22 protein-coding genes are annotated in these 22,051 nt (G+C 69.5%); 7 read left to right on the top strand and 15 right to left on the bottom strand.

Going from position 1 to position 22,051, the window contains the following annotated elements:
- Positions 1-851 precede the first annotated feature (851 nt).
- Entirely contained in the window at positions 852-1,655 is an 804-nt protein-coding gene (locus ASF52_RS14590; RefSeq protein ID WP_056173403.1) for a response regulator, read from the bottom strand.
- Between the two features lie 191 nt (positions 1,656-1,846).
- Here ASF52_RS14590 and ASF52_RS14585 point away from each other — a divergent pair, with 191 nt between their 5' ends.
- Complete coding sequence (locus ASF52_RS14585) at positions 1,847-2,065, top strand: NepR family anti-sigma factor (protein ID WP_056174126.1); 219 nt, start codon at positions 1,847-1,849, stop codon at positions 2,063-2,065.
- 126 nt (positions 2,066-2,191) lie between these two features.
- On the opposite strand, the gene ASF52_RS22115 is transcribed toward ASF52_RS14585, so the two are convergent.
- The 3 genes from ASF52_RS22115 to ASF52_RS14575 all read right to left on the bottom strand — a co-directional run bounded on the left by ASF52_RS22115 (position 2,192) and on the right by ASF52_RS14575 (position 5,827).
- A complete protein-coding gene (locus tag ASF52_RS22115) occupies positions 2,192-2,368 on the bottom strand; it encodes a DUF1328 domain-containing protein (RefSeq protein ID WP_003599466.1) in 177 nt (58 codons plus the stop codon).
- 559 nt (positions 2,369-2,927) lie between these two features.
- A complete protein-coding gene (locus tag ASF52_RS14580; RefSeq protein ID WP_244473825.1) occupies positions 2,928-4,337 on the bottom strand; it encodes a carbohydrate porin in 1,410 nt (469 codons plus the stop codon).
- Positions 4,338-4,486: 149 nt separating this feature from the next.
- Positions 4,487-5,827: an Nramp family divalent metal transporter gene (locus ASF52_RS14575; RefSeq protein ID WP_056173399.1), complete on the bottom strand. Its 1,341-nt coding sequence runs from the start codon at positions 5,825-5,827 to the stop codon at positions 4,487-4,489.
- Between the two features lie 165 nt (positions 5,828-5,992).
- Here ASF52_RS14575 and ASF52_RS14570 point away from each other — a divergent pair, with 165 nt between their 5' ends.
- Entirely contained in the window at positions 5,993-6,910 is a 918-nt protein-coding gene (locus ASF52_RS14570) for an MBL fold metallo-hydrolase (RefSeq protein WP_056174122.1), read from the top strand.
- 3 nt (positions 6,911-6,913) lie between these two features.
- Here the strand turns inward: ASF52_RS14570 and ASF52_RS14565 are convergent, their stop codons facing one another.
- Entirely contained in the window at positions 6,914-7,693 is a 780-nt protein-coding gene (locus ASF52_RS14565; RefSeq protein ID WP_056173396.1) for a DUF1499 domain-containing protein, read from the bottom strand.
- A 150-nt stretch (positions 7,694-7,843) separates the two neighbouring features.
- Between ASF52_RS14565 and ASF52_RS14560 the strand changes: the two genes are divergently transcribed.
- A complete protein-coding gene (locus ASF52_RS14560) occupies positions 7,844-8,335 on the top strand; it encodes a MarR family winged helix-turn-helix transcriptional regulator (RefSeq protein ID WP_056173392.1) in 492 nt (163 codons plus the stop codon).
- On the opposite strand, the gene ASF52_RS14555 is transcribed toward ASF52_RS14560, so the two are convergent.
- A complete protein-coding gene (locus tag ASF52_RS14555) occupies positions 8,332-9,078 on the bottom strand; it encodes an HAD family hydrolase (protein WP_056173387.1) in 747 nt (248 codons plus the stop codon). The genes ASF52_RS14560 and ASF52_RS14555 overlap by 4 nt on opposite strands.
- The gene (locus tag ASF52_RS14550; protein ID WP_056173385.1) at positions 9,068-9,622 is read right to left on the bottom strand and encodes a hypothetical protein; all 555 of its coding nucleotides are present in this window, start codon (positions 9,620-9,622) and stop codon (positions 9,068-9,070) included. Before ASF52_RS14550 ends, ASF52_RS14555 begins: the two co-directional genes overlap by 11 nt.
- Positions 9,623-9,734: 112 nt before the next feature.
- Between ASF52_RS14550 and ASF52_RS14545 the strand changes: the two genes are divergently transcribed.
- The 3 genes from ASF52_RS14545 (at position 9,735) to ASF52_RS14535 (ending at position 12,727) form a co-directional block, all read left to right on the top strand.
- On the top strand, positions 9,735-11,132 hold the full coding sequence (locus ASF52_RS14545) for an aminotransferase (protein ID WP_056173377.1): 1,398 nt from the start codon (positions 9,735-9,737) through the stop codon (positions 11,130-11,132).
- Positions 11,133-11,431: 299 nt separating this feature from the next.
- The gene (locus tag ASF52_RS14540; RefSeq protein WP_056174120.1) at positions 11,432-11,647 is read left to right on the top strand and encodes a hypothetical protein; all 216 of its coding nucleotides are present in this window, start codon (positions 11,432-11,434) and stop codon (positions 11,645-11,647) included.
- 117 nt (positions 11,648-11,764) lie between these two features.
- Positions 11,765-12,727: a metallophosphoesterase gene (locus ASF52_RS14535; RefSeq protein ID WP_056173374.1), complete on the top strand. Its 963-nt coding sequence runs from the start codon at positions 11,765-11,767 to the stop codon at positions 12,725-12,727.
- 15 nt (positions 12,728-12,742) lie between these two features.
- On the opposite strand, the gene ASF52_RS23530 is transcribed toward ASF52_RS14535, so the two are convergent.
- The gene (locus tag ASF52_RS23530) at positions 12,743-12,871 is read right to left on the bottom strand and encodes a hypothetical protein (protein WP_274533103.1); all 129 of its coding nucleotides are present in this window, start codon (positions 12,869-12,871) and stop codon (positions 12,743-12,745) included.
- A gap of 217 nt (positions 12,872-13,088) precedes the next feature.
- On the opposite strand from ASF52_RS23530, the gene ASF52_RS14530 reads away from it, so the two are divergent.
- The gene (locus ASF52_RS14530) at positions 13,089-13,643 is read left to right on the top strand and encodes a TerB family tellurite resistance protein (protein WP_056173371.1); all 555 of its coding nucleotides are present in this window, start codon (positions 13,089-13,091) and stop codon (positions 13,641-13,643) included.
- A 124-nt stretch (positions 13,644-13,767) separates the two neighbouring features.
- Here the strand turns inward: ASF52_RS14530 and ASF52_RS14525 are convergent, their stop codons facing one another.
- From ASF52_RS14525 to ASF52_RS14500, 7 genes are all read right to left on the bottom strand, one after another.
- Entirely contained in the window at positions 13,768-15,300 is a 1,533-nt protein-coding gene (locus ASF52_RS14525; RefSeq protein ID WP_056173369.1) for an acyl-CoA carboxylase subunit beta, read from the bottom strand.
- Between the two features lie 120 nt (positions 15,301-15,420).
- Positions 15,421-16,254 carry an ATP12 family chaperone protein gene (locus ASF52_RS14520; RefSeq protein WP_056174118.1) on the bottom strand — a complete coding sequence of 278 codons (834 nt, stop codon included), beginning with the start codon at positions 16,252-16,254 and terminating at the stop codon, positions 15,421-15,423.
- 62 nt (positions 16,255-16,316) lie between these two features.
- On the bottom strand, positions 16,317-16,976 hold the full coding sequence (locus ASF52_RS14515) for an HAD-IA family hydrolase (RefSeq protein ID WP_056173366.1): 660 nt from the start codon (positions 16,974-16,976) through the stop codon (positions 16,317-16,319).
- A gap of 13 nt (positions 16,977-16,989) precedes the next feature.
- Entirely contained in the window at positions 16,990-17,475 is a 486-nt protein-coding gene (locus tag ASF52_RS22110) for a hypothetical protein (protein WP_082479233.1), read from the bottom strand.
- Positions 17,476-17,675: 200 nt separating this feature from the next.
- Positions 17,676-19,133: an RluA family pseudouridine synthase gene (locus tag ASF52_RS14510; protein ID WP_056173363.1), complete on the bottom strand. Its 1,458-nt coding sequence runs from the start codon at positions 19,131-19,133 to the stop codon at positions 17,676-17,678.
- 72 nt (positions 19,134-19,205) lie between these two features.
- Positions 19,206-20,453, bottom strand: coding sequence for an Hsp70 family protein (locus ASF52_RS14505; RefSeq protein ID WP_056173360.1), 1,248 nt, complete (start codon positions 20,451-20,453; stop codon positions 19,206-19,208).
- Between the two features lie 203 nt (positions 20,454-20,656).
- On the bottom strand, positions 20,657-21,973 hold the full coding sequence (locus ASF52_RS14500) for a replication-associated recombination protein A (RefSeq protein WP_056173358.1): 1,317 nt from the start codon (positions 21,971-21,973) through the stop codon (positions 20,657-20,659).
- Between the last annotated feature and the right edge of the window lie 78 nt (positions 21,974-22,051).

Here is a 22,051-nt window from a genome sequence, read left to right as displayed (position 1 = left end):
TGCTGGAGCGACTCCCGGTCGACGAAAATCAGGAAATGCAACGACCCGGGAGCATGCGGCGCGCCTCCGGTCCGGCCAGTGAGCTGATGGCGCCTTCGCAGCCTTCGCGCATCGAGCGGCGAACCTTCGGCTGATCCTTCTCACTCGCGGTCCGGCCGCTCTGTCCGAGTACACCGGGCTTCGGGAGGGATGACGGGCGGCTCACGGACGCGAAGCGCACCGGACTGATCGCCGTCGATGCAACGCGCTGCCCGGGAAGGTCCGGTCCAGACAAGGTGACCTGAATGACGGTCGATGGTGCTGCCCGGAGTGCCCTCTGGTCGGCAGCCTGCTGGACGGTCGGCTGGATCAGCAATGTCAGGAGCGCAGCCGGTGCACTGACACTGAGGAGGAGGCCTGACCGAAACATCGTCGTAATCTCCGATGAGGAGCTTGACAGGATATCGAGCAAACGCGTCTCGCAGTCTCGGGTTCCTCGACTGTTTCGAATTGAGCAATCTCCAGTACAGCTCGAAGTACGGATCGTTACGATTTGACGGAAATCCTGCTTCCGCCGAACTGCAAGTGTTGCGAAAAAACCGCTGTGCGCAAAAAATTCGAGTTGCCCATGCCGGGAGACGGAACGACAGCGAGGTCGGATCGTTGTCTGGTCACCCCGGCCGCCTGGTCCTCCCCCCGCATCCCCTTGTGCATAGGCCGGAACCTTTTCGACGGGCTGGAGAGCGATCTCCGGCCCGTTTTTTCGTCCTTCAGCCGCCACGGGCCCGGTCCGAACAGGTCAGCAAAAAGGCCCCGGCATGTGACGGGGCCTTTCGTCGTTTGTTGCCGAGGATCGTGGGGTCGAGGGGCGTTCAGGCCGACTTGACCTCGCGGCGGCGTGCGCTCTGCTGGAAGAACAGCGCCTGGCTGATCACCGCGGAGACGTTCGCGGGCTGGAACGGCTTGGCGATGAGGAAGGCCGGCTCCGGACGCTCGCCGGTGAGGAAGCGCTCGGGGTAGGCGGTGATGAAGATCACCGGCACCTCGAAGGTCTTCAAGAGGTCGTTGACAGCATCGAGGCCCGAGCTTCCATCGGCGAGCTGAATGTCCGCCAGGATGAGTCCGGGGCGGGTCCCCTCGGACGCGATCTTGATCGCCTCCGTGCGGGTGCGGGCCACGCCGATGACGTTGTGGCCGAGCCCTTCCACCAGGGCTTCGAGGTCCATGGCGATGAGCGGCTCGTCCTCGATGATGAGGATCTCGGTCGCCATGTCGGCCGCGAGTTCACGGCCGGCCTCGTCGACGAGGTCGCGAACCTGGCTGACGTCGACGTCGAGGATGATTGCAGCGTCTTCCTCCGAGAACCCTTCGAGGCACGAGAGAAGGAAGGCCTGGCGCGGCAGGGGCGTAATCTGGCCGAGCCGGACTTCGGCCGGCAGGTCGTGCTGCACCTGCTCGCTCTGGCCGTTCACCGACAGGGAATTCCAGATGCGCGTGAACACGCGAAAGAGATCGGCCTTGACGTTGGCACTGCGGCCGAGCGTCTCGGGCTCGTTCACGAGGGTCTCGAGGGTGGCGGCGACGTAAGCGTCTCCGGCGACCTGACTACCCGTGAGCGCCCGAGCGTAGCGGCGCAGATACGGCAGGTGCTGCACCACGAGTTGGGCTGTCGACATACTATCCCCTTGGCTTTGCCGTTCTTGGCCACGTGCCTTGGCCGCTTCCGCCACAACGCGGATTGGAGAGCTCCGTTCCGCCTGACGGGAACCGACTGATCGCATCGGCGTTGCAGCTGCAGCCATGACCTATGTCAAGCCGCAAAACAATCGCGGCGATGCCGGTGTCCGGCATCAAGGGGAATCGACGCATGAACACACACGACAAGGGCGATCCCGCCCCTGGGGATCGTACCGTGCGTGCCGACGAGGACACCCGTGGCCGTGGCCTCAGCGACCACACCCAGAAGCGCATCGGTCTGCACCTTCGGGCCATGTACGATACGGTCGTGCAGCAACCGGTACCCGACCGCTTCCGCGATCTCATTGCCCAGCTCGAAGCGTCCCCGCCGGACGAAGCGACATCCTGAGGCGCCGATCCGGCGCCCGTACCATCCGAATCGACGAGAGCCGCACGGCGATGCGCCGGCGGCCCTCATTGATCGCTTCGGGTGGGCCGATGCCCACCCGGCCGGTGCCGTGCGAACCGACGCCCGTCAGAGGGTCGGGGAACGTCCGCGCATCAGGCCGATGACGGCGGAGATGGCGAACAGAACGATGGCGACGAAGAACACGAGCTTCGCGGCTTCCATGGCGGTGCCGGCAATACCGCCGAAACCGAGCAGAGCTGCCACGAGGGCGACGACGAGGAATGTTACGGCCCAACCGAGCATCTGACTCTATCCTTCGAAAGATTTGGCGCAGCGTCAGGCTGCGACCTCATTGCAGCAATAACGCCAAGTTTTCGCCCCGGTTCCGGCGTCGTCCGGTCGGATTCACAGCGACCGCGAAGGATTTTCGCGCACGGCTCGTTTCAAACCTCAACGGCCGTGTGCCGCCTTGCCGGACCGGTGCTCGGCGTGCCAGATTTACCGTCAAGCTCACGGCCCAGGGGGCAGCTGAGGGCGCAGCGGCGTGATGGTGCGACGGATCGACCTCCGGTCCTGCGCAGGCACGACATCGCTCCTTATCTGTCTCTCAACCGCCATCGGAACCGGCCCGTCGCCGGTCGCGTTCGGTACCCGTCGCTGATCAAGGAGCCCGTCATGAGTACATCGTTCGTCGGATCGATCGTGCGGCGCCTCGTGAAGGCAGCGGGTTCGGTTGGCGAAGCCGTGTCCCGGGGACTCGGCGCCCTGGTGGAAGGGTCGGCCCCCGCGCCGCAGCTCGTACCCGTGCGCGTTCGCGCCACGCGTCGGCGGTCGTGATCGCCTCCATCCTCTACGCGTCCGGTCAGTAGACCAGGGTCGAACGCATCCCGAAGACGAAACCACCCTTGATCCGTGTGTTCCGGCGCTCGGGGTCCGCGAGTCCGCCCCCGGGATTGAATATGTACTGAAGATCCGGCTGCACGGTCCAGCCGGGTCTGATCTGGGCCTGATACGACAGTTCGAAGGTCGCTTCCGCCGTGCGGATCGGCTCCCCACTCGCCTGCAGGTCGACACGGTCGCGGTCGAAGCCGCGCGCAGCCTCACTGATCCGGGCGTAGATCACGCTGGCGCCGAACAGATCGTCCGGCCGCCCCGGGATCAAGCCGGCGACGACGACACCGCCATCCGCCCACAGGTCGATCGGGTTGCGGTCCGAGGGGCTCGCCGAGACGCGGGCGTAGACCGACACACCGCTCGATGGACCGCCCCCGTCCGGGCGGTAGAGTTGCTGATCGACGACGGCGTAGATCCCGCTGGTCCCGCGCAGGCGCCGCGCCGTCCCGAGGCTGGATCGATCCGCGAGGCGTAGGCCGTCCGCGCCGAAGCGCAGATCGTCGAACCGGCCGAAATGCCGGTATCCCCCGAGTTTCAGGGTTCCCGCGAGCGCAGGTGTCTCCGTCTCCTGGTTCCGCCGCATCTGGATCTCGGCCATCACCAGGGGCGGGTCGCCGACGCGAAAGTTCGTTCCGTACCGGTTGACCACGCGCTGGTCGCCGGGATCGCCGTTGAACACCGCCACCAGAGCCGAGAGGTCCGCGCCGGCTTCGTAGCGCAGGCGGATGCCGGGGGTGGCCAGGGGATAGGCCGGTCCGCCGCTCGGAAGGTTGGCGCCGGTGATCGTCGGCCAGTCGTTGCTGAGAAACGGCTTGCCCGTCTCGGAGGCGAAGAACTCCCCGTCGGCGGCGAGCTGCCCGATTCGCAGGCCGAGCCCCGAGTCCCACCGCCGTTCGAGCCAGAGTTCCGACAGGCGGGTGGTGGGATACGCTTCGATGTTGCTGACCGTGATGAGCCGTTGAAAACTTCGGTCGCGCAGGCCGCCGGTGTCGTGAATCCGGAAGGCGTTGGCAAAAGCGCTCACGCCGTCGAGGCCCGCGAGGCGCTCGAGGTCGAGCCTGAGGATGGCCTCGACCTTGCCCGCGTAGATCGGGCCGGTGCGCACGCCGCCATGGGGATTCCCCAGCACTTCGTCGGTCGACAGCAGGGTCAGATTCACGCCGCGTGCGGCCCAGGCGGCGCGAAGGCCGCCGGGATCGCCCCACGGGCCGAGCGACGACCGGATCGAGACCGGGAAATCACCCTGCGGCTCGGCGGCGGCCGATTGCGGCGGCCGTTCGGGGATCTCCCCGGGAGCCTGCGCCAGGGCGAGCGGCGGGGTTGCGGAGATCATCAAGGAGACGAATGCCGCCCGCCAGGCGCGGGGTGGACCGGACATGGTGAAGCCTCTGCTGGAAGAGTAAGCCACGGCTATGTTTTCGAGGTGTGTTTGTCCGGCGGCGCCCGGGTGTGCCCCGGATCCGTTTCCGTCGTGCGCTGGTTCGGAAAGAGGCGGCCCGCGACCCTTTCGGGCGACGCGCCGCCGGATCAGGCGCCCATGACGGTGTCGATCAGGAGCTTGACGTTGAGGACGACGATCAGCCCGGCGATGGCCCAGGACAGGACCTTCAGCCACCCGGGAATCACCAGGGCGCCCATCTTGCTCCGATCGGAGACGAAGCGGACCAGGGGGATCACGGCGAACGGCAACTGCATCGACAGCACCACTTGGCTCAGGACGAGGAGGCGGGCGGTGCCCTGTTCGCCGTAGAGCGCCGTGACGACGATCACCGGCACGATGGCGATGCCCCGGGTGATGAGCCGGCGCGCCCAATCGGGGATGCGCAACCGCAGGAAGCCTTCCATGACGATCTGGCCGGCGAGCGTCGCGGTCACGGTGGAATTCAGCCCCGAGGCGAGGAGCGCCACGGCGAACAGGGTCGAGGCGATGCCGGCCCCGAGGAGCGGCGACAGCAGTTCGTAGGCCTGTTCGATCTCCTGCACGTCGGTCCGCCCGTTGGCGTGAAAGACCGAGGCCGCCAGGATGAGGATCGCCGCATTGACGAACAGCGCCAGCATCAGCGCGATGGTGGAATCCGTGAAGGCGAAGCGGAAGGCCGCGCGCTTGCCCTCGTCGGTGCGCGGGTAGGCGCGGGTCTGTACGATGGAGGAGTGCAGGTAGAGGTTATGCGGCATCACCGTGGCGCCGATGATGCCGATGGCGATGTAGAGGGCCGCCGGGTTCGTCACGATCTCGGGCGTCGGCAGGAAGCCGCCGAGCACCGCCTGCAGGGGTGGGCTCGCCAGGGCGATCTGCACGCCGAAGCAGACGAAGATCACGCCGAGCAGCGCGATGACGAACGCTTCGAGGGCGCGAAAACCGCGCCGCATCAGCAGCAGGATCAGGAACACGTCCAGCGCCGTGATGGTCGCCCCCAGCACGAGGGGAATGCCGAACAGGAGCTTGAGGGCGATGGCGGTGCCGATCACCTCGGCGAGGTCGCAGGCGATGATCGCCGCCTCGCAGGCGAGCCACAGGACGAGGCCGACGGGACGCGAATAGTGGTCGCGGCAGGCCTGGGCGAGGTCGCGGCCCGTGGCGATGCCGAGCCGCGCGGCCAGCGCCTGCAGCACGATGGCCATGAGGTTCGAGAGCAGGATGACGGAGAGCAGGGTGTAGCCGAACTGGGCCCCCCCGGCGATGTCGGTGGCCCAGTTGCCCGGGTCCATGTAGCCGACCGAGATCATGTACCCCGGCCCGATGAAGGCCAGGAGCCGGCGCAGCCACGTCCCGGTGGCGAGCACCGGAACGCTGCCGTTCATGGCGCCGAGGCTCGGCTGCTCCTGCGTGTCGCGGTGGAAGCGCCACGTGCCGTCCTGATAACCCATCGCTCCGTACGGTCCCTCGGTGACGGCGCGGCTCCGCGCCCAGCTTGCCTTCTCGCGATATAGCATTGGCTATAATGAAAATAAAAGGCTTCATTCCCGTGGCGTTGTCGCGCGCCCGGGGATCGCGTAGGGGCGGGCATGTCCATGGACCTCCCCGGAGACCGCATGAGCGAAACGCGCGACGATCCGGTCTTCGACTCGGGCGCTCCCACGAGTGGCGAGACGCAGCGGCTGTCGGCGCTGATCCGGCGCCGCGTCTGCTCCAACGCGAGCCCGTTCACGGCGAGCGGCACCTGCACCTACATCGTCGGCAGCGGTGCCGTCGCGGTCATCGACCCCGGCCCGGAGGATGCGGCGAACATCGACGCGCTCCTGGCCTCGATCCCCGGCGAGCGGGTCGAGGCCATCGTGGTCACCCACACCCATCGCGACCATTCGCCGGCAGCGCGCCTGCTCCAGGCCCGCACGGGGGCGCCCATCGTCGGCTGCGGACCGCACCGGGCGGCGCGCGATCTGGCCGAGGGCGAGTTCCCGCACCTGGACGCGAGTGCGGACCGCGACCATGTCCCGGATCGCCTCATGCGCGAGGGCGATACCCTGACGGGGGATGGCTGGACCCTGGAGGCGGTGGAGACCCCGGGCCACACCATGAACCACCTCGCCTTCGCGCTGCCGCAAGAATCCGCCCTGTTCTCGGGCGATCACGTCATGGCGTGGTCGACGAGCATCGTGGCGCCGCCGGACGGCTCCATGCGGGCCTACATGGCCTCCCTCGACAAGCTCCGCGAGCGGACAGAGACCGTGTACTGGCCGGGACATGGCGGTCCGGTTCGGGACCCGCGCCGGTTCGTCCGCGGGCTCAGCGCCCATCGCCGGCAGCGCGAGACGACGATCCGTGGGCGGATCGAGGCCGGCGACCGCGATATCCGCGCCATCGTTGGGGCGATCTACCAGGGGCTGAATCCAGCCCTCCGGGGCGCCGCCGCCCTCTCGGTCTTCGCCCATCTGGAGGATCTGGTGGAGCGCGGCCTCGTCGTCACCGAGGGGCCACCGCGCCTGGAGGGGCGCTACGCCCCCGCCTGACGCCTATTTGACGGCGATGGCGAGGTTGGCGACCTCGTCGAGATAGGCGCGGATGCGGTCGGCGTTGCCGCCGAAATCGTGGCTCCCGAGGCGGGACGCGGAGCGCACGTCGATCCGGGCACCGTCGGCCCGGGGATGGACCCGGACGGTGACGTCGTCGGCGAGGTTGAGCAGGAGGCCACGCGACACTGCCTCGATCCGGCCGTTGCCGATCCGGCCGCCGGGGCGGATCGCCTCGACGATCTGCCAGCGCCGGTTCACCGCCGCCTTGCGGGCGAGCTCGAACGCGACGTCGGCATCGAGGTCGAGGGTCAAGGGCGCGACCTGCGGATAGGCCGCGCGCTGGCTGGCCCGCGCCGCCGGTCCGGGGTCCGGCGGATAGCGCCCGTCCCGAGCCGCGAAGGCGGTGCGCGAGCGCGAGAACGCCGGTGGGTTGTCGATATCGGTGGAGATATCCGTGAGTGCGGGCAGGCGCAGGGCCCGCAGGCCCACGAAGGCCGGATAGGCGAGGATCAGGCAGGCCACGAACAGCCCGGCCAGCGCCGCGCCGAGGCCGCGCGCGCCCTCGCGCCAGACCCGTACGAAGGCGAACGTCGCGAGCCCCACGGCGGTGACGGCGAGGACCAGGCCGGCGCCGAGGGTCGCCAGGGCCGGACCGGCCTCCGCACGCGGATCGCGCACGAGCACGAGGGCGAACAGGCTGACGAACAGGGCGAGGCCGGCGACCGTGCGGGCGAGCGGGCCGGCGCGGGTGACGGGCTCCTCGAAGGGCAGACGACGCATGGGTTTGACGACGATCCCTGTCGGGCACGCTGCCCCTCGCGCGGCCGCGGGAGACTCCGAGGCGGCCCGCCGAGCTTTACCGGGCGTCGGCACCGTGCGCCACCCGCCCGTGCTTCCGCTGCCCACCGGTTCTGCTATAGCGAGGCGACCATGAGCGCGACCGCCCCAGACCGATCCGCGGCGTTGCCGGAGGCCGAGACCCCGGATCCGCTTCGGGTCTGGTTCCGGTTCATCCGCCTCAACCGCCGCGTCACCGCCGCCATGGGCGCGGAACTGCGTGGGCTGGGCCTCTCGATCCCGCAATTCGATGCGCTGTCCACCCTGACCGAGCGCGAGGGCGCCACCCAGCAGGATCTCGCGGCGCGGCTCTATGTCACGAAGGGGAATGTCTCCGGCTTAGTCGATCGCCTGGTGGAGGCCGGATGGGTCGAGCGCCGCGCGATCCCCGGGGACCGGCGCTCGCACGCCCTCCACCTCACGCGTGCCGGCGCGGATCTCGCCGCCCGCGGTATCGCGGCTCAGAAGGCCTACGTCGCCCGGACCCTCGGCCGTCTCGCTCCGGAGGACATCGCCGGGTTCGAGCGGCTGGTGCTGCGCTGGCGCGATGTCGCCCGCGAGGATGCGGCCGCTCCTCGGGGCTAGCCTTGAGTCTTCGCGCCTTCGATCTCGGCCAGCAGGGCGGGCAGGTCGTGGATGGAGCCGATGACGTGATCGGCCAGGGCCGCCATGGTCTCGCGGGCGCCCTCCCCCGCCGGTCCGCTGAGCACCGCGATGGCGACAGCCCCCGCGGCCCGTGCCGCCTGGGTGTCGGCGGGCGTATCGCCCACCAGCGCGACGCGGGACGGGTCGACCCCGAGATGAGCGGCGAAGGCCAGGACCATGCCGGGCTCGGGCTTGGCCCCGTGCCCGGAATCGTAACCGGCGATGAATCCGAGATGCGGCATCAGACCCAGCACCGCGGACTGGGCCCGGGCGGACGCTTCCGCGTCGTTGGTGGCGATGCCGAGCGCGTAGCCTCCCCCGGCCAGATGCGCGAGAAGGTCCGCCGGTGCGCCGATGGGATGGAGCGAGCGCAGGGCGGCCTCGCGGAACAGCCGGTCCATCTCGGCGTACAGCTCTGGTCCGGCGGGACGGCCGAGCACTCGCGCCCAGAGCGGCCCGTAGATCGAGGATGCACCGGCGAGGAGCGGCGACGTCGGCAGGAAGCGCCGCTCGGCCTCGACGTAGTGGCTCACGCGCATCAGATCTTCGAAGCGGCCGCGGTCCCCGCCCGCGAGGGTCGCCATCACCGCGTGGGCGGCGGGGCCCCAGGTGCGGTCGAAATCGACGAGCGTCCCGTCCTTGTCGAACAGGATGCCGCACAATCCCCCGCGCTCACGCCGCATGGGAAACTTTCTCGACCTCGATGACGATGCCGGTGGGCGTCACGCGCTCGCGGGCCACCATACGGTCGCCGGGCTCGAACACGCCGAGGTTCACGTCGCGGTCGGGCAGCACCACGGTGGTGACCTTGTTGAGATGGACCAGCACGTGGCGCTTCTGCGGCAGGGACGACGCGGCCCAGCGCTTGAGCTGGGTATAGTACGGCTCGCGCCGCCAGGCGTTGGGCTGGCCGGGATCGACCTGCACGTTCATGTGGCGCGACACGGGATCGAGGCTGAGCACCATCTTGGCGCGGTCCGGCTTCCATTCGGGGCCGAGCCAGGCCTCCGTCATCCAGAGGCAGTGGAAGGCCCGGCAATGGTCCGGCCGGCTGGCGTGGATGGCGCAGCCGCGGCCTTGAGCAGTGTGCCGGCACCATTGCCCGGCGGTGCTCTCGACGGCCGGCACATCGTAGACCTTGCAGCACAGGGTGCAGGGGCCGCAGGCCCGCCCGGGGGCGGGTGTGGCGATGACGCTCGCGGGGTCGAGGGTGGTGGGCGAGAGCATGACAGCGTGCGTCCGGTGCGACGGTGAGCGGGTTTATGCCCGGGCATCGGGCCGTTAGTGTGGCCGCTCCGATCAGGGCCCCGTGCGGCCCGCTTCATGGAACGGACACCCGATGCTCTCGAACCTGGCGGCCCGCGACGTCGAGACCCTCATCCACCCCTACACCAACCTCGCGACCTTCCGCGAGACCGGGGGGTTGGTCCTGGAGCGCGGCCATGGCGTCTGGGTCTACGACAGCGACGGTCGTCCGTATCTCGAAGGCATGGCCGGCCTGTGGTGCACGGCACTCGGCTATTCCAACGAGGAGCTGGTGGAGGCGGCGAAAGAGCAGATGTCGCGTCTGCCGTTCACGCACCTGTTCTCGGGCCGCAGCCACGACCCGGCCATCGAGCTCGCCGAGACCCTGAAGGAGCTGATGCCGGTCCCGACCTCGAAGATCTTCTTCACTTCGTCGGGCTCCGAGGCCAACGACACCCAGGTCAAGCTGACCTGGTACCTCAACAACGCGCTCGGCCGGCCGAAGAAGAAGAAGATCATCTCCCACGTGAAGGGCTACCACGGCGTCACGGTGGCCACCGCCTCGATGACCGGGCTGCCCGCCAACCATGCCGATTGGGACCTGCCCCTGCCGGGCTTCCTCCACACGGGCTGCCCGCACCATTACCGGTACGGCGAAGCGGGCGAGACCGAGGAGGCGTTCGCCACGCGTCTCGCCGCCGAACTCGAGGCCCTCATCCAGCGTGAAGGCCCCGACACGGTGGCGGCGTTCGTGGCCGAGCCGGTGCTGGGGGCCGGTGGCGCCATCGTGCCGCCGGCGGGCTACTACGCCAAGATCCAGGCGGTGCTCGACCGCCACGACGTGCGCTTCATCGCCGACGAGGTGATCTGCGGCTTCGGGCGGCTCGGCACCTGGTTCGGGTCCGAGGCCATGGGCATGCGGCCCGACAGCCTGTCCTTCGCCAAGGCGGTGACCTCCGGCTACATGCCGCTCGGCGGCATCTCCATCGACGAGCCGCTCTATCGGCACATGGTCTCGCAGAGCGCCAAGCTCGGCACCTTCGGTCACGGCACCACCTATTCTGGGCACCCCGTCGCCTGTGCGGTGGCCCTCAAGACCATTGCGATCTACCGCCGCGACGGGATCATCGAGGGCGTCGCCCGCAAGGCGCCGCATTTCCAGGCCCGCCTGTCGGCACTCGCCGATCACCCCATCGTCGGCGAGGCGCGCGGGCTCGGCCTCATCGGCGGTCTCGAAATCGTCGCCGATAAGAAGACGAAGCGGCAGTACGACCCCAAGCTGGGCGTTGCCGCCCGGTGCGTCGCGTTCGCTCAGGCCGAGGGTTTGATCGTCCGGTTTCTCGCCGGCGACCGCGTCGCCGTGTGCCCGCCCCTCGTCATCGCGCCCGACGAGATCGACACCCTGTTCGATCGCCTGACCCGTGCCCTCGATCGGACCCAGGCGTGGATCGCCGCGGAAGGGCTCGAAGCCATGTCCCACGCCCGTGGCTGACGGGCCACACGCCAGCTGTATTCAAGCAACGACCGCATTGCGGTGCGGGTTATTGCAATGCCGCAACGTCGATCACGGATCTGTTGCCTCGGCTGTCTGTGACGAGAAACAAGGCTGCCGTGATTTCGGGCATCCGCGTAGTCTTAATCCGCCATTCATATTGCGACCACCTTTATGGTTGCTGTGAAGCTCGACACGCGTCCGGGTCGAACCGCAAGGTGCCCGCGAGCGTGGGGCGACCGGGCGGGTCAGGACACCCCGGCGGCCGCCGTATGAGCGCAAAGCAGGACACCCGTTTCATGTACGCCCCCGATCAGACCCAGAGCGCCGCCCCCGAACTCGACCGTCGTACCCCCGCCTCCGGCCGGGTCGCGGAGAGCTTCCGGCCCGTGGCCCTTCCGGCGCTTGCCGCCGCGGTCCTCGTGTCGGCTCTGGCGGGCAAGGCGGTGGCGACCCGGGCAAAGGCTGCCCGGATGGCGGCGCGCTTCGAGCACGAGGACGCTCCGCAGGTCTGATGCTCGGGTGGTCCTTCGGTGGTGCGGGGACCGTCTGAATCGCCCTGCGCCGTCGTCAATTCGTCACCATTGGCGCCGAGGGAGACGGGATCGGCCCGTCACCCGAGGACCCTTTCGATGTTGATCCTGCCGAGTCGCAGGCAAGTGCTGGGCGGCCTCGGCGCGGCGGGCGTTCTCGGCCTATCCACCGGGGCCTATGCCTTCGTCATCGAGCCGCGCTTCCGCCTCGTCGTGACCCGGTACAGCCCGGTGCTTCCACGCTGGACGCCGGGCTTGCGCCTGCGGGTCGCGGTCCTAGCGGATTTTCACGTCGGCGAGCCGTTCATGCCCCTCGACCGCATCGCCGAGATCGTCGATGCGACCAACGCGCTGAAGCCGGACCTGATCCTGATGCTGGGCGACTATCCGGCGAGTCCGACCGTCACCTTCCGCAAGGTGCCGCTGATGGAGTTCGCCCGGGTGGTCGAGGGCCTGCGCGCACCCCTCGGCGTCCACGCCATCCTGGGCAATCACGACTGGTGGGATGACGCCGACACGCAGGCGGGCAGAAGCGACGTCACCGAGGCGCAGCGCGTGCTGGAGGCGCGCGGCATCCCGGTGATGGAGAACACCGTGCTTCGCTTGGAGAAGGACGGGCACCCGTTCTGGATCGCGGGCCTCGGCGACCAGGAGCCGTTCGTGAAGGTCGGCAATTACGAGGGCCGCGACGACCTGCCCGGCACCCTCGCGCAGATCACCGATCCGGCCCCGGTGCTCCTCATGGTGCACGAGCCCGACGTATTTCTCGATGTGCCCGACCGCGTCTCCCTCACCCTCGCGGGCCACACCCATGGGGGTCAGATCCGCCTGTTCGGCTACTCACCCGTGATTCCATCGCGAAAAGGCAACGACTTCGCCTACGGGCACGTGGTGCTGAAGAATCGGCACATGATCGTCTCGGGCGGCTTCGGCGTCAGCCGGGTCCCGGTGCGCTTCGGCGTTCCGCCCGAGATCGTCCTGCTCGAACTCGGTGGTGCGGCAGGACCCGGCATCGTCACGCCCGGCCACGCCGTGCAGGAAGACGCGCTCCGGCACGGCTGACGGTTCGCCGGACTGTTATTTCTTGGCGTTCTTCACCGCCGCGCTGACCATATCCTTGGTCGAGGCCGCCGCCGCGATGGTCTTGACCACGGGCTTTTTCGGCTTCTTCGCTTCGCGACTGCCGCGTTTGTTTTCGGTCGCCATGATGGTCTCCTCGATCGTCCGGGGTGCGATCATGGCACGACTTTCGAAAACCACAGCACAGAAACTGAGAAATCCTCTGCACTACCTTGAATACGGGTATCTTCAACAGACGCTCACATCGTGGATAAGTCGTTTCCCGATCACGGGGATTTGACCATCGCCTCGGTCTGTGTTGCGCTCGTGTTCGACCCGATTCATCGTTCGCGGAGCATGTAGTTTGCCGATCCTCCTCCTTGCCTTGGCCATCGTGGCGGGCGTCGTGTTCTGGGTCTTGCGGGTGCACGGCACCGTCTCGCAACTCCGCGAGGTCGACCGGGACACGAAGGGGCTGCAGCGCCGCGCGCGAAGCGCCTTCACCGATTTCTTCGGATCACCCCTCCAGCGCGTCAACGACGTCAGGCTGGCCGCCGTGATCCTGCTGATCCAGATCGTGCGCACCGGCAGTCCGATCACCGCCGCGGAGAAGACGCGCATCCTCGAAGTGATGGAGACGCCCCTGGAGATCGAGCGGATCTCCCAGATGTTCGAGCGGGCCTGGACCTACACGCAGCCACGCCACCCGTTCTCGCAAATCGCCGATCCCCTGGTGCCGCTGTTGAAGGCCCACCTGACGGAGGCCGAGCGGCTGCAGTTCGTCGAACTCGTGAGATCGGTCGCCTCCGCGCATTCGGCGCCGAGCGAGTTGCAGCGGGAGGCATTGATCCGTCTGAAACGGCGCCTCGTGGCGGATCGGCCAATCCTCGCGACCAGCCGAACCGACGGCCACGGCTGATGGATCTCGAAAACGAAACCGCCGGCCCGGAGGTGTCGGGCCGGCGATTTCGGTCTGCCTCATGCGCAGCATGGGCCCGTGTCCGGCCTGCGCGCCCGGTGAGCGGGACTTCGGCTCCCTGCCCTCAGAGCGGGATGTTGTCGTGCTTCTTCCAGGGCTGCTCCATCTCCTTGGTGCGTAGCATGCCCAGTGCCCGGGCGATGCGCTTGCGGGTGGAGTGGGGCATGATCACCTCGTCGATGTAGCCGCGCTCGGCCGCCACGAAGGGCGACAGGAAGCGGTCCTCGTACTCGCTCGTCCGCTCCGCGATCTTCTCCGGGTCGCCGATCTCGCTTCGGAAGATGATCTCCACCGCACCCTTGGCGCCCATCACGGCGATCTGGGCCGTCGGCCAGGCGTAGTTGAGGTCGGCGCCGACGTGCTTGGAGGCCATCACGTCGTAGGCGCCGCCGAACGCCTTGCGGGTGATGATGGTAACCAGCGGCACGGTCGCTTGGGAGTAGGCGAACAGCAGCTTGGCGCCGTGCTTGATCAGGCCGCCGTATTCCTGGGCGGTGCCGGGCAGGAAGCCCGGTACGTCGACGAAGGTGACGATCGGGATCGAGAACGCGTCGCAGAAGCGCACGAAGCGGGCGGCTTTTCGCGATGCATCGGAATCGAGCACGCCGGCCAGCACCATGGGCTGGTTGGCGACGAAGCCGACGGTGCGGCCTTCGATGCGGCCGAAGCCCGTCATGATGTTGCGGGCGTAGGTCGCCTGGATCTCGAAGAAGTCGCCCTCGTCGGCCACGCGGCGAATGAGCTCGCCCATGTCGTAGGGCTTGTTCGGGTTGTCGGGGATGAGCGTGTCGAGGCTCATGTCGAGGCGCAGCGGATCGTCGAAGCTCTCGAGATCCGGCACGCCGTCGATGTTGTTGGCGGGCAGGAAGTCGACGAGGCGGCGGATCTGCAGCAGCGCCTCGACGTCGTTCTCGAACGAGCCGTCGGCGATGGAGGACTTGGTTGTGTGGACCTTGGCGCCGCCGAGTTCTTCGGCGGTCACGACCTCGTTGGTGACGGTCTTGACCACGTCGGGGCCGGTCACGAACATGTAGCTCGTGTCGCGCACCATGAAGATGAAGTCGGTCATGGCCGGCGAGTAGACGTCGCCGCCGGCGCACGGGCCCATGATGACGGAGATCTGCGGGATGACGCCGGAGGCGGCGACGTTGCGGCGGAAGACCTCGCCGTAGCCGCCGAGCGCCGCGACGCCCTCCTGGATGCGGGCGCCGCCGGCATCGAAGATGCCGATGATCGGCGCGCGCATCTTCAGGGCCATGTCCTGGACCTTGACGATCTTGGCCGCGTGCGACTCCGACAGGGAGCCGCCGAACACCGTGAAGTCCTTCGAGAACAGGAAGACGGTGCGGCCGTTGATGGTGCCCCAGCCGGTGACGACGCCGTCGCCGGGGATCTTCTGCTTCTCCATCCCGAAATCGGTCGAGCGGTGCTGCACGAACATGTCGAATTCCTCGAACGACCCATGGTCGAGGAGGAGTTCGATGCGCTCGCGCGCCGTCAGCTTGCCGCGCTTGTGCTGGGCCACGACGCGGTTCTCACCGCCGCCGAGGCGGGCCTGGGCGCGCCGCTCCTCGAGCCGTTCGAGAATGTCTTTCATGCGGAAAACGCCTTGCCTTGGAGAGATGACGGGACCCGCGCCCACGGGCTCTCTCGCGAGAGCCCAACGGCTACGGTTTGAAGCGCACTTAGCACGCGGCGCTTTCAGCGAAAATGGATTTCAAGTCTTCGGCGAACCACGTTCCGGCTCTCGGCGCGCCAGTGCGGCGAGGTGGGCTGCCGCCTCGAACTCGGCCGTGCGCAGGGCGTGGCGCGCCGCCGCCTCGGCGTCCGTGCCCCAGACGCTCGCCTGATAGGTCTCGTCCACGTGGGCGGCGGCCCAGGCCTCGGCCGGCGTGAGATGCCCGGCGAGCACGGCCAGCGCCAGGACGAGGGAGCCCGTGAGGGTCGTCAGGGTGTGGAGGGCCGCAAGCCGGAACGGCCCGTCCGTCGCCGCGATGGCCCGGCGCAGGGCCGCGACGGTGTCCTCCGGTTGGGCGACGTGCATCACCCCTTCGCCGAGGATGAAGCGGGCGCCGAGATTCTCGCGGGCCCAGTCGAGCACGGGGTCCCAGGCGGCGGATTGCGCGGCCACGAGGCGATCCGGCTCACCGGCCCGGTAGGCGAGGAGGTCGGTGCCCGCATAGGCCGAGAGGTCGTCGATCACCGCGTCGCGCCGGGGGGCGACGCCATCGATGGCGGTGTTGGCGAGCCGCGTCAGCGGCATGGTCGCGGGATCGATCACCCCGACCTGCGCCTCCCATTCCCTCGCCACGGCCTCGGCGAGCCCTCGGTTCGGCAGAACGAGGGGGTTGCGCGCCGGCGTGTGGGCAGGGCGGCCGTCGAGGGTCAGGCGCAGGCCGCCCTCGGCCTCGGCGAGTCCGGCGGCGGCGTAGAAGCGCTTCGGCAGGGCCGGCTTGCCGGGGCCGCGGGCGGAGGCGGTGGGGTCGGCAGCGGGCTTCGGGGGCGGGGCGTCGGCGCCGCCGAGCCAGTCGGATTTGGGATCGTCGCTCATGGGCCGGGGATAGCGCATCGGCGCGGCGCCCGCGAGACCCGCCGCCATCCCGGATCCGGGGATCAGGGGTGGGCGGGGCCGGGAAACAGCTCGCCGAGGGCGGTCGCAGTGTCCACCACCGTCGCGGCACCGGCGCCGAACAGGGCACCGGCCGGATGGTAGCCCCAGCCGACCCCGATGGCGACGGCGCCTGCGCTCACCGCCATCTCCATGTCGTAGGTGGTGTCGCCGATCATCACCGTGGTCTCGGGCGTGGCGCCGGCCTCCGCCATGGCCTGGCGCAGCATGGTCGGGTCGGGCTTCGAGGGCGCGTCGTCGGCAGATTGGGTGGTGGCGAACCAGCCCCGCCAGCCATGGGTCTCGATGAGCCGGTCCACCCCGCGCCGGGCCTTGCCGGTGGCGATGCCGAGCCGGATGTCGCTTCGGGCGTGCAGGCGCTGGAGCAGCGCCTCCATACCGGGGAACAGCGGCTCCTCGTAGTTCGGGTCGAGGCGCAGCAGGTTGAAGGCACGCCGGTAGCTTTCCGACAGGCCGTCCACCGGACCCTCGTCGCCGACGAGGCGCCGGAACGCCTGAGGCAGGGACAGGCCGACGACGGAGAGGGACTCGGCCCGGCTCGGGGCCGCGAGGCCGTGCTCGGCGAAGGCGAGGCCCTGCGCCGCCACGATGAGGTGCTGGCTGTCGATGAGGGTGCCATCGACGTCGAAGACGATGAGCGTCACGGGGGGGCGCCCGTCACGGCTGGCGCGCCGGTGCGGACTGGGGCTGACGCGGACGTTCGTAGCCGAGCTTGCACCGGATGAGAAAGCGGCGTCGCGCCCCGCCGCGCAGGCCACGGGCATGGGCCTGCCGGTTGCAGCTCGCGTAGGACGCCCGAGCGCGCCGGCCCGCACCCGCCGCGCGTCCGCCCGGCGCCTGGGCCGCCTGGGTCGGGAGCTGGCCGGGATTGGCCTGTCGTGGAGCGGGCGTCGGTTGCGGCGCCGTGGCCTGGTTCGGATTGGATTGGCCGGCGCCCGCTTGTCCAGGGTTCGCTTGTCCAGGGTTCGTCTGTCCAGGACCGGTCGTGCCGGAGGTCGCCGGGCGCTGCTGGGCGGGGGACGGGGGCGTGGGTGCCGGTCGCACCTGCGGAGCCGTCGGCGCCGTTTGCGCCAGGGTGCCGGACGCGAGTGTCAGCAGGGACAGGGACAGGAGCGCGCTACAGGCGACAGTCGCGGGGTTCATGGACGTGACCTTCGAGACGGCTTGCGAGACGACCCGCAGGCCAGCTTGGCGCGGTTGAGGTCCCGCCGCGGCGCGGCGGAGCCTTCAGGTTGCACGAGAGGATAAGGCATGCGGTCGGATTGCCAAGGTCGCCGCGTGCGGCACCGTCGCCTTGTCCGCCTCCGCGGTGGCCTTCCCGGCCGGATGCCGGTGGCCGCGCCTCAGGCCTCGGGTGCCTCGACGATGGGATCGTAGCGCGACGCGTCGAAGCCGAGGAGGTTCCAGCTCTGGGCCATGTGGGGTGGCAGGGGGGCCGTCACGTCCACGGGCTTGCCCGTGCGTGGATGCGGAATCACGATGCGGCGCGCGAGCAGGTGCAGGCGGTTCTGGATGCCGCCGGGCAACTCCCAGTTCTCGATGCTGAAGTATTTCGGATCGCCCACGATGGGATGGCCGATATGCGCCGCGTGCGCGCGCAACTGGTGCGTGCGCCCCGTCACCGGTTTGAGGGACAGCCATGAGAGCTTCTGGGCCGCGTTGTCCACCATGGCGTAGTAGGTCAGCGCGTGCGCCGCCCCGTCGTCGCCGTGCTGGGCCACCCGCATGCGGGCATCCGCGTCGGTGGGCTCCTCCTTGGCGAGGTAAGTCGAGATCCGGCCCTGCGGCACCCGCGGCACCCCGGCGGTGAGGGCCCAGTAGACCTTGCGGGCCGAGCGGGAACGAAAGCTCTTCGCCAGCGTCGCGGCGGCGAGCCGGGTCTTGGCCACGATGAGGCAACCGGCCGTGTCCTTGTCGAGGCGGTGGACCAGACGCGGCTTCTGCCCGTCCGTGCCGGCCAGGGATTCGAGCAGGCCGTCGACGTGCCGCACGGTGCCGGACCCGCCCTGGACCGCGAGGCCGAAGGGCTTGTTGAGGATCATCATCTCGGCATCCTCGTAGAGGATCAGCGAGCGGATGAAGTCGGCGTCGGTGGCGTCGCGCTGAGGGCTGCGCGGCCGCTCGCCCACGGCATCGAGCTTGAGGGGCGGCACCCGCACGCTCATGCCGGGCAGGAGCCGGTCGTTGGGCTTGGCGCGGCGGCCGTCGACGCGGAGCTCGCCCTTGCGGACGATGCTCTGGACGCGGGTGAAGGGCAGCTGCGGAAACCGCGTGGTGAGGAAGCGGTCGATCCGCATCTCGGCCTCGTCCTCCTCGACCACGAGGGTCTGGACCCCCGACGCCAGGGTGGCGGAGGCGGCGGCGCGCTGCTCGCGCCGGGTCGGGCCTTCGACGGGGGCAGCCGTCTCGGCGCGCGGCGCACGGGCGCGGCGCGGCGCGTCCTCAGGGGTCGCCTCGGGCTTCTGCGGCCGGGGGCTGCGGATGCGGCTCGGAAGCTCCTGCTGATCGCGCTGCTCGGCTTGCGGATCGGGTGCGTCGCCGGGGCGCCAGGGCGCACGCTTGTCGGCCTCGCCGCGCATGGACGCCGCCCGCTGGGCCGCGTCGAGGGCGCTGGTGCGCGGCCCCGTGCGTTCGCGATCGGGGTCCTTGGCGTTGCGGAACGGGCGCTTGCCGCCGAACGCGCTTTTCGTGCCGAACGAGCTCTTGCCGGCGGGGCCGGGTCCGCGCCCGGGTCGCTTGGTCGCTCCGGCCCCGGAGCCCTTGCGTCCGGCGCCGCCGCGTGAAGGTGGTCGTGTGGTCATGCCCCGCTCGTACCACCGGCACCCGCCGGGGCATAGCGCAGGCCGCGCAAGGCCCCGCCGACCAACAGGAAATCAGGCGGCGCGCCGGGCCGCCTCGATGGTGAGACCCGTGCCGACGGAGCCGAAGGTGTCGCCGTCGACGATCCGGGCGTTGGGCACCGCCGCCGTCAGGGCCGCGCGGACATGCGGCAGCCCGGTGGACCCGCCCGTGAGGAACAGGGCGTCGATCCTGTCGGCGGTGAGTCCGGCCTGGGCGAGGCAGCGGCCGATCCGCTCGGCGATGCGCCGGGCGAGTTCGTCGGTGTGGGCGACGAGGCCGGTGCGGTCGATGTCGGCGACGAGCCCGCGCTCGACCCAGTCGAGATCGATGCTGCCGCGGCCCGCATCCGACGTGGCGATCTTGGCGCCCTCGACTTCCATGGCCAACGAATGCCCGCGCTCAGCCTCCACCACCGCGTAGAGCCGGTCGATGAGCTCGGGTCGGCGGGCGTCGCGGCGCACCTCCTCGATCTCCCGCAGGGTCCGGGGATTGTAGAGCCGGTTGATGCTCGACCACGTGGCGAGGTCGTGGAAATAGGCGTTGGGCACGTTGATGTCGCCTCGGCTCATGGGGCTGCCGAGGCCGAGCAGCGGCATCACCGTGCCGAGGCTGAGGCGCCGGTCGAAATCGGTGCCGCCGATGCGCACGCCGTCGTTGGCCAGGATGTCGTCCGCCCGCTCGGTCTTGGCGTGGCGCTCGGGCGACAGGCGCACGATGGAGAAATCCGAGGTGCCGCCGCCGATATCGGCGATGAGGGCGATCTCCTCGGCGCGAACCTGTTGCTCGTAGTCGAGGGCCGCCGCGATGGGCTCGAACTGGAAGGAGACGTGCTTGAAGCCGATGCCCCGGGCGATCTCCCGCAGGGCGTCCTCCGCGCGGGCATCGCCCTCCGGGTCGCCGTCGACGAAGTGGACCGGGCGGCCGTGCACCACCGTGTCGAGGGAGGCGCCGGTGGCGGTCTCGGCCCGACTTTTCACGGCGGCGAGGTAGCGGCCGATGACGTCGCGGAACTTGATGCGCTCGCGGCCGACGGGCGTGGTCTCTTCCAGGAGGGACGAGCCGAGCACGGATTTGAGGCTGCGCATGAGGCGCCCCGGCGTGCCCTCGACGTATTCCATCATGGCGGCGCGTCCGACGAAGGCGGTCTGGCCCGGCGGAAAGAAGATCGCGCTCGGGATCGTGACGTGCCGGTCTTCCAGGGGCACCAGGGCGGGCGCCTGCCCGGTGACGAGGCCGAGGGTGGTGTTCGAGGTACCGAAATCGAGGCCGCAGGCCGCCATGGTGGGTCTCCGGCGATGGATCGGTTGCGCTGGGCCGGCTCCCCTACAGGCTCGACCGTCTCCGGTCCACGGAATTTTGTGCAGCGCGGCGACGCGGCACGCCCCGCCGACGCAACGGAGCGGCCGCCGCGACGACGCGCATCGCAGCCACCAGCGCCCCGCCGAAACCGCCGACGCGCCGCCCCGTCGTCACTCCTCGACCGTCACCCGTCCGCGTCGCGCCGCGCCTGCCGCAGGCGTTCCCAATGGGCGAGGCGATCGGTGTAGCGGCTCTCCATGCCCCGGTCGGTGGGTTCGTAGAAGTGCTGGCGGCCGAGCTTCTCCGGCCAGTAATCCTGGCCCGAGAACGCGTCCGGTTCGTCGTGGTCGTAGCGGTAGCCCTCGCCGTAACCGATCTTGCGCATCAGCTTCGTGGAGCCGTTGAGGATGGTGCGCGGCGGCGGCAGGGAGCCGTGCTCTTTCGCGACCCGCGTCGCGGCCTTGTAGGCGTTGTAGACCGCGTTCGATTTGGGCGCGCAGGCGAGGTAGACGGTGACCTGCGCGAGCGCCAGTTCACCCTCCGGGGAGCCCAGGAAATCGAAGGCGTCCTTGGCGGCGGTCGCGACCACGAGGGCCTGCGGGTCGGCGAGCCCGATATCCTCCACCGCCATCCTGACGAGACGGCGCGCGATGAACAGGCGGTCCTCGCCCCCGTCGAGCATCCGGCAGAGGTAGTACAGGGCCGCGTCCGGGTCGGAACCCCGCACCGTCTTATGCAGGGCTGAGATGAGGTTGTAGTGCCCCTCCTGGGACTTGTCGTAGATCGGCGCCCGGCGCTGGATGATGGTCTGCAGCGCCTCGGCGCCGAAGACCTCACCGGCTTTGGCCGAGCGCCAGACCTCCTCCGCCAGGGTCAGGGAGGCGCGCCCGTCGCCGTCCGCCATCCGCACCAGCACGCCGCGCGCCTCCTCGTCCAACGGCAGCGGCCGGCCGGTCAGGGCCTCGGCCCGAACCATCAGCTTGGCGATGGCGGCGTCGTCCAGCGCCCGGAACAGCAGGACGCGGGCGCGCGACAGCAGGGCGGCGTTGAGCTCGAAGGACGGGTTCTCGGTGGTGGCGCCGACGAGGGTGACCGTGCCGTCCTCCATCACCGGCAGGAAGGCATCGAGCTGCGAGCGGTTGAACCGATGGATCTCGTCGACGAACAGCAGGGTCCCCTGCCCCAGGGTCCGCCGCTGACGCGCCGCCTCGAACACCTTCTTGAGGTCGGCGATGCCGGAGAAGATCGCCGAGATCTGCTCGAAATGCAGGCTGGTCTCGTGGGCGAGCAGGCGCGCCACGGTGGTCTTGCCGGTGCCGGGCGGCCCCCAGAACACCAGGGAGCCGAACGACTTGCCCGCGAGCAACCGCGTCAGCGCCCCGTCCGGCCCCGTGAGATGCTCCTGGCCCACCACCTCGGCCAGGGTCTGGGGGCGTAGCCGGTCGGCGAGCGGACGCGGCGCGGCGTTCTGGAGGCCGGCGGAGACGAAGAGATCGGACATGGCCGCATCAAGACGCGGGGGCGCCGGCTTCGCAACCCGGAACGCCGCGCGAACCCCGCCCGCGGGATTCGCGCCGGC

The sequence above is a fragment of the Methylobacterium sp. Leaf112 genome (assembly GCF_001423295.1).
GTDB lineage: Bacteria > Pseudomonadota > Alphaproteobacteria > Rhizobiales > Beijerinckiaceae > Methylobacterium.
The sequence above is the reverse complement of the archived record's forward strand: the minus strand, read 5'-3'. Positions and strand labels throughout refer to the sequence as shown.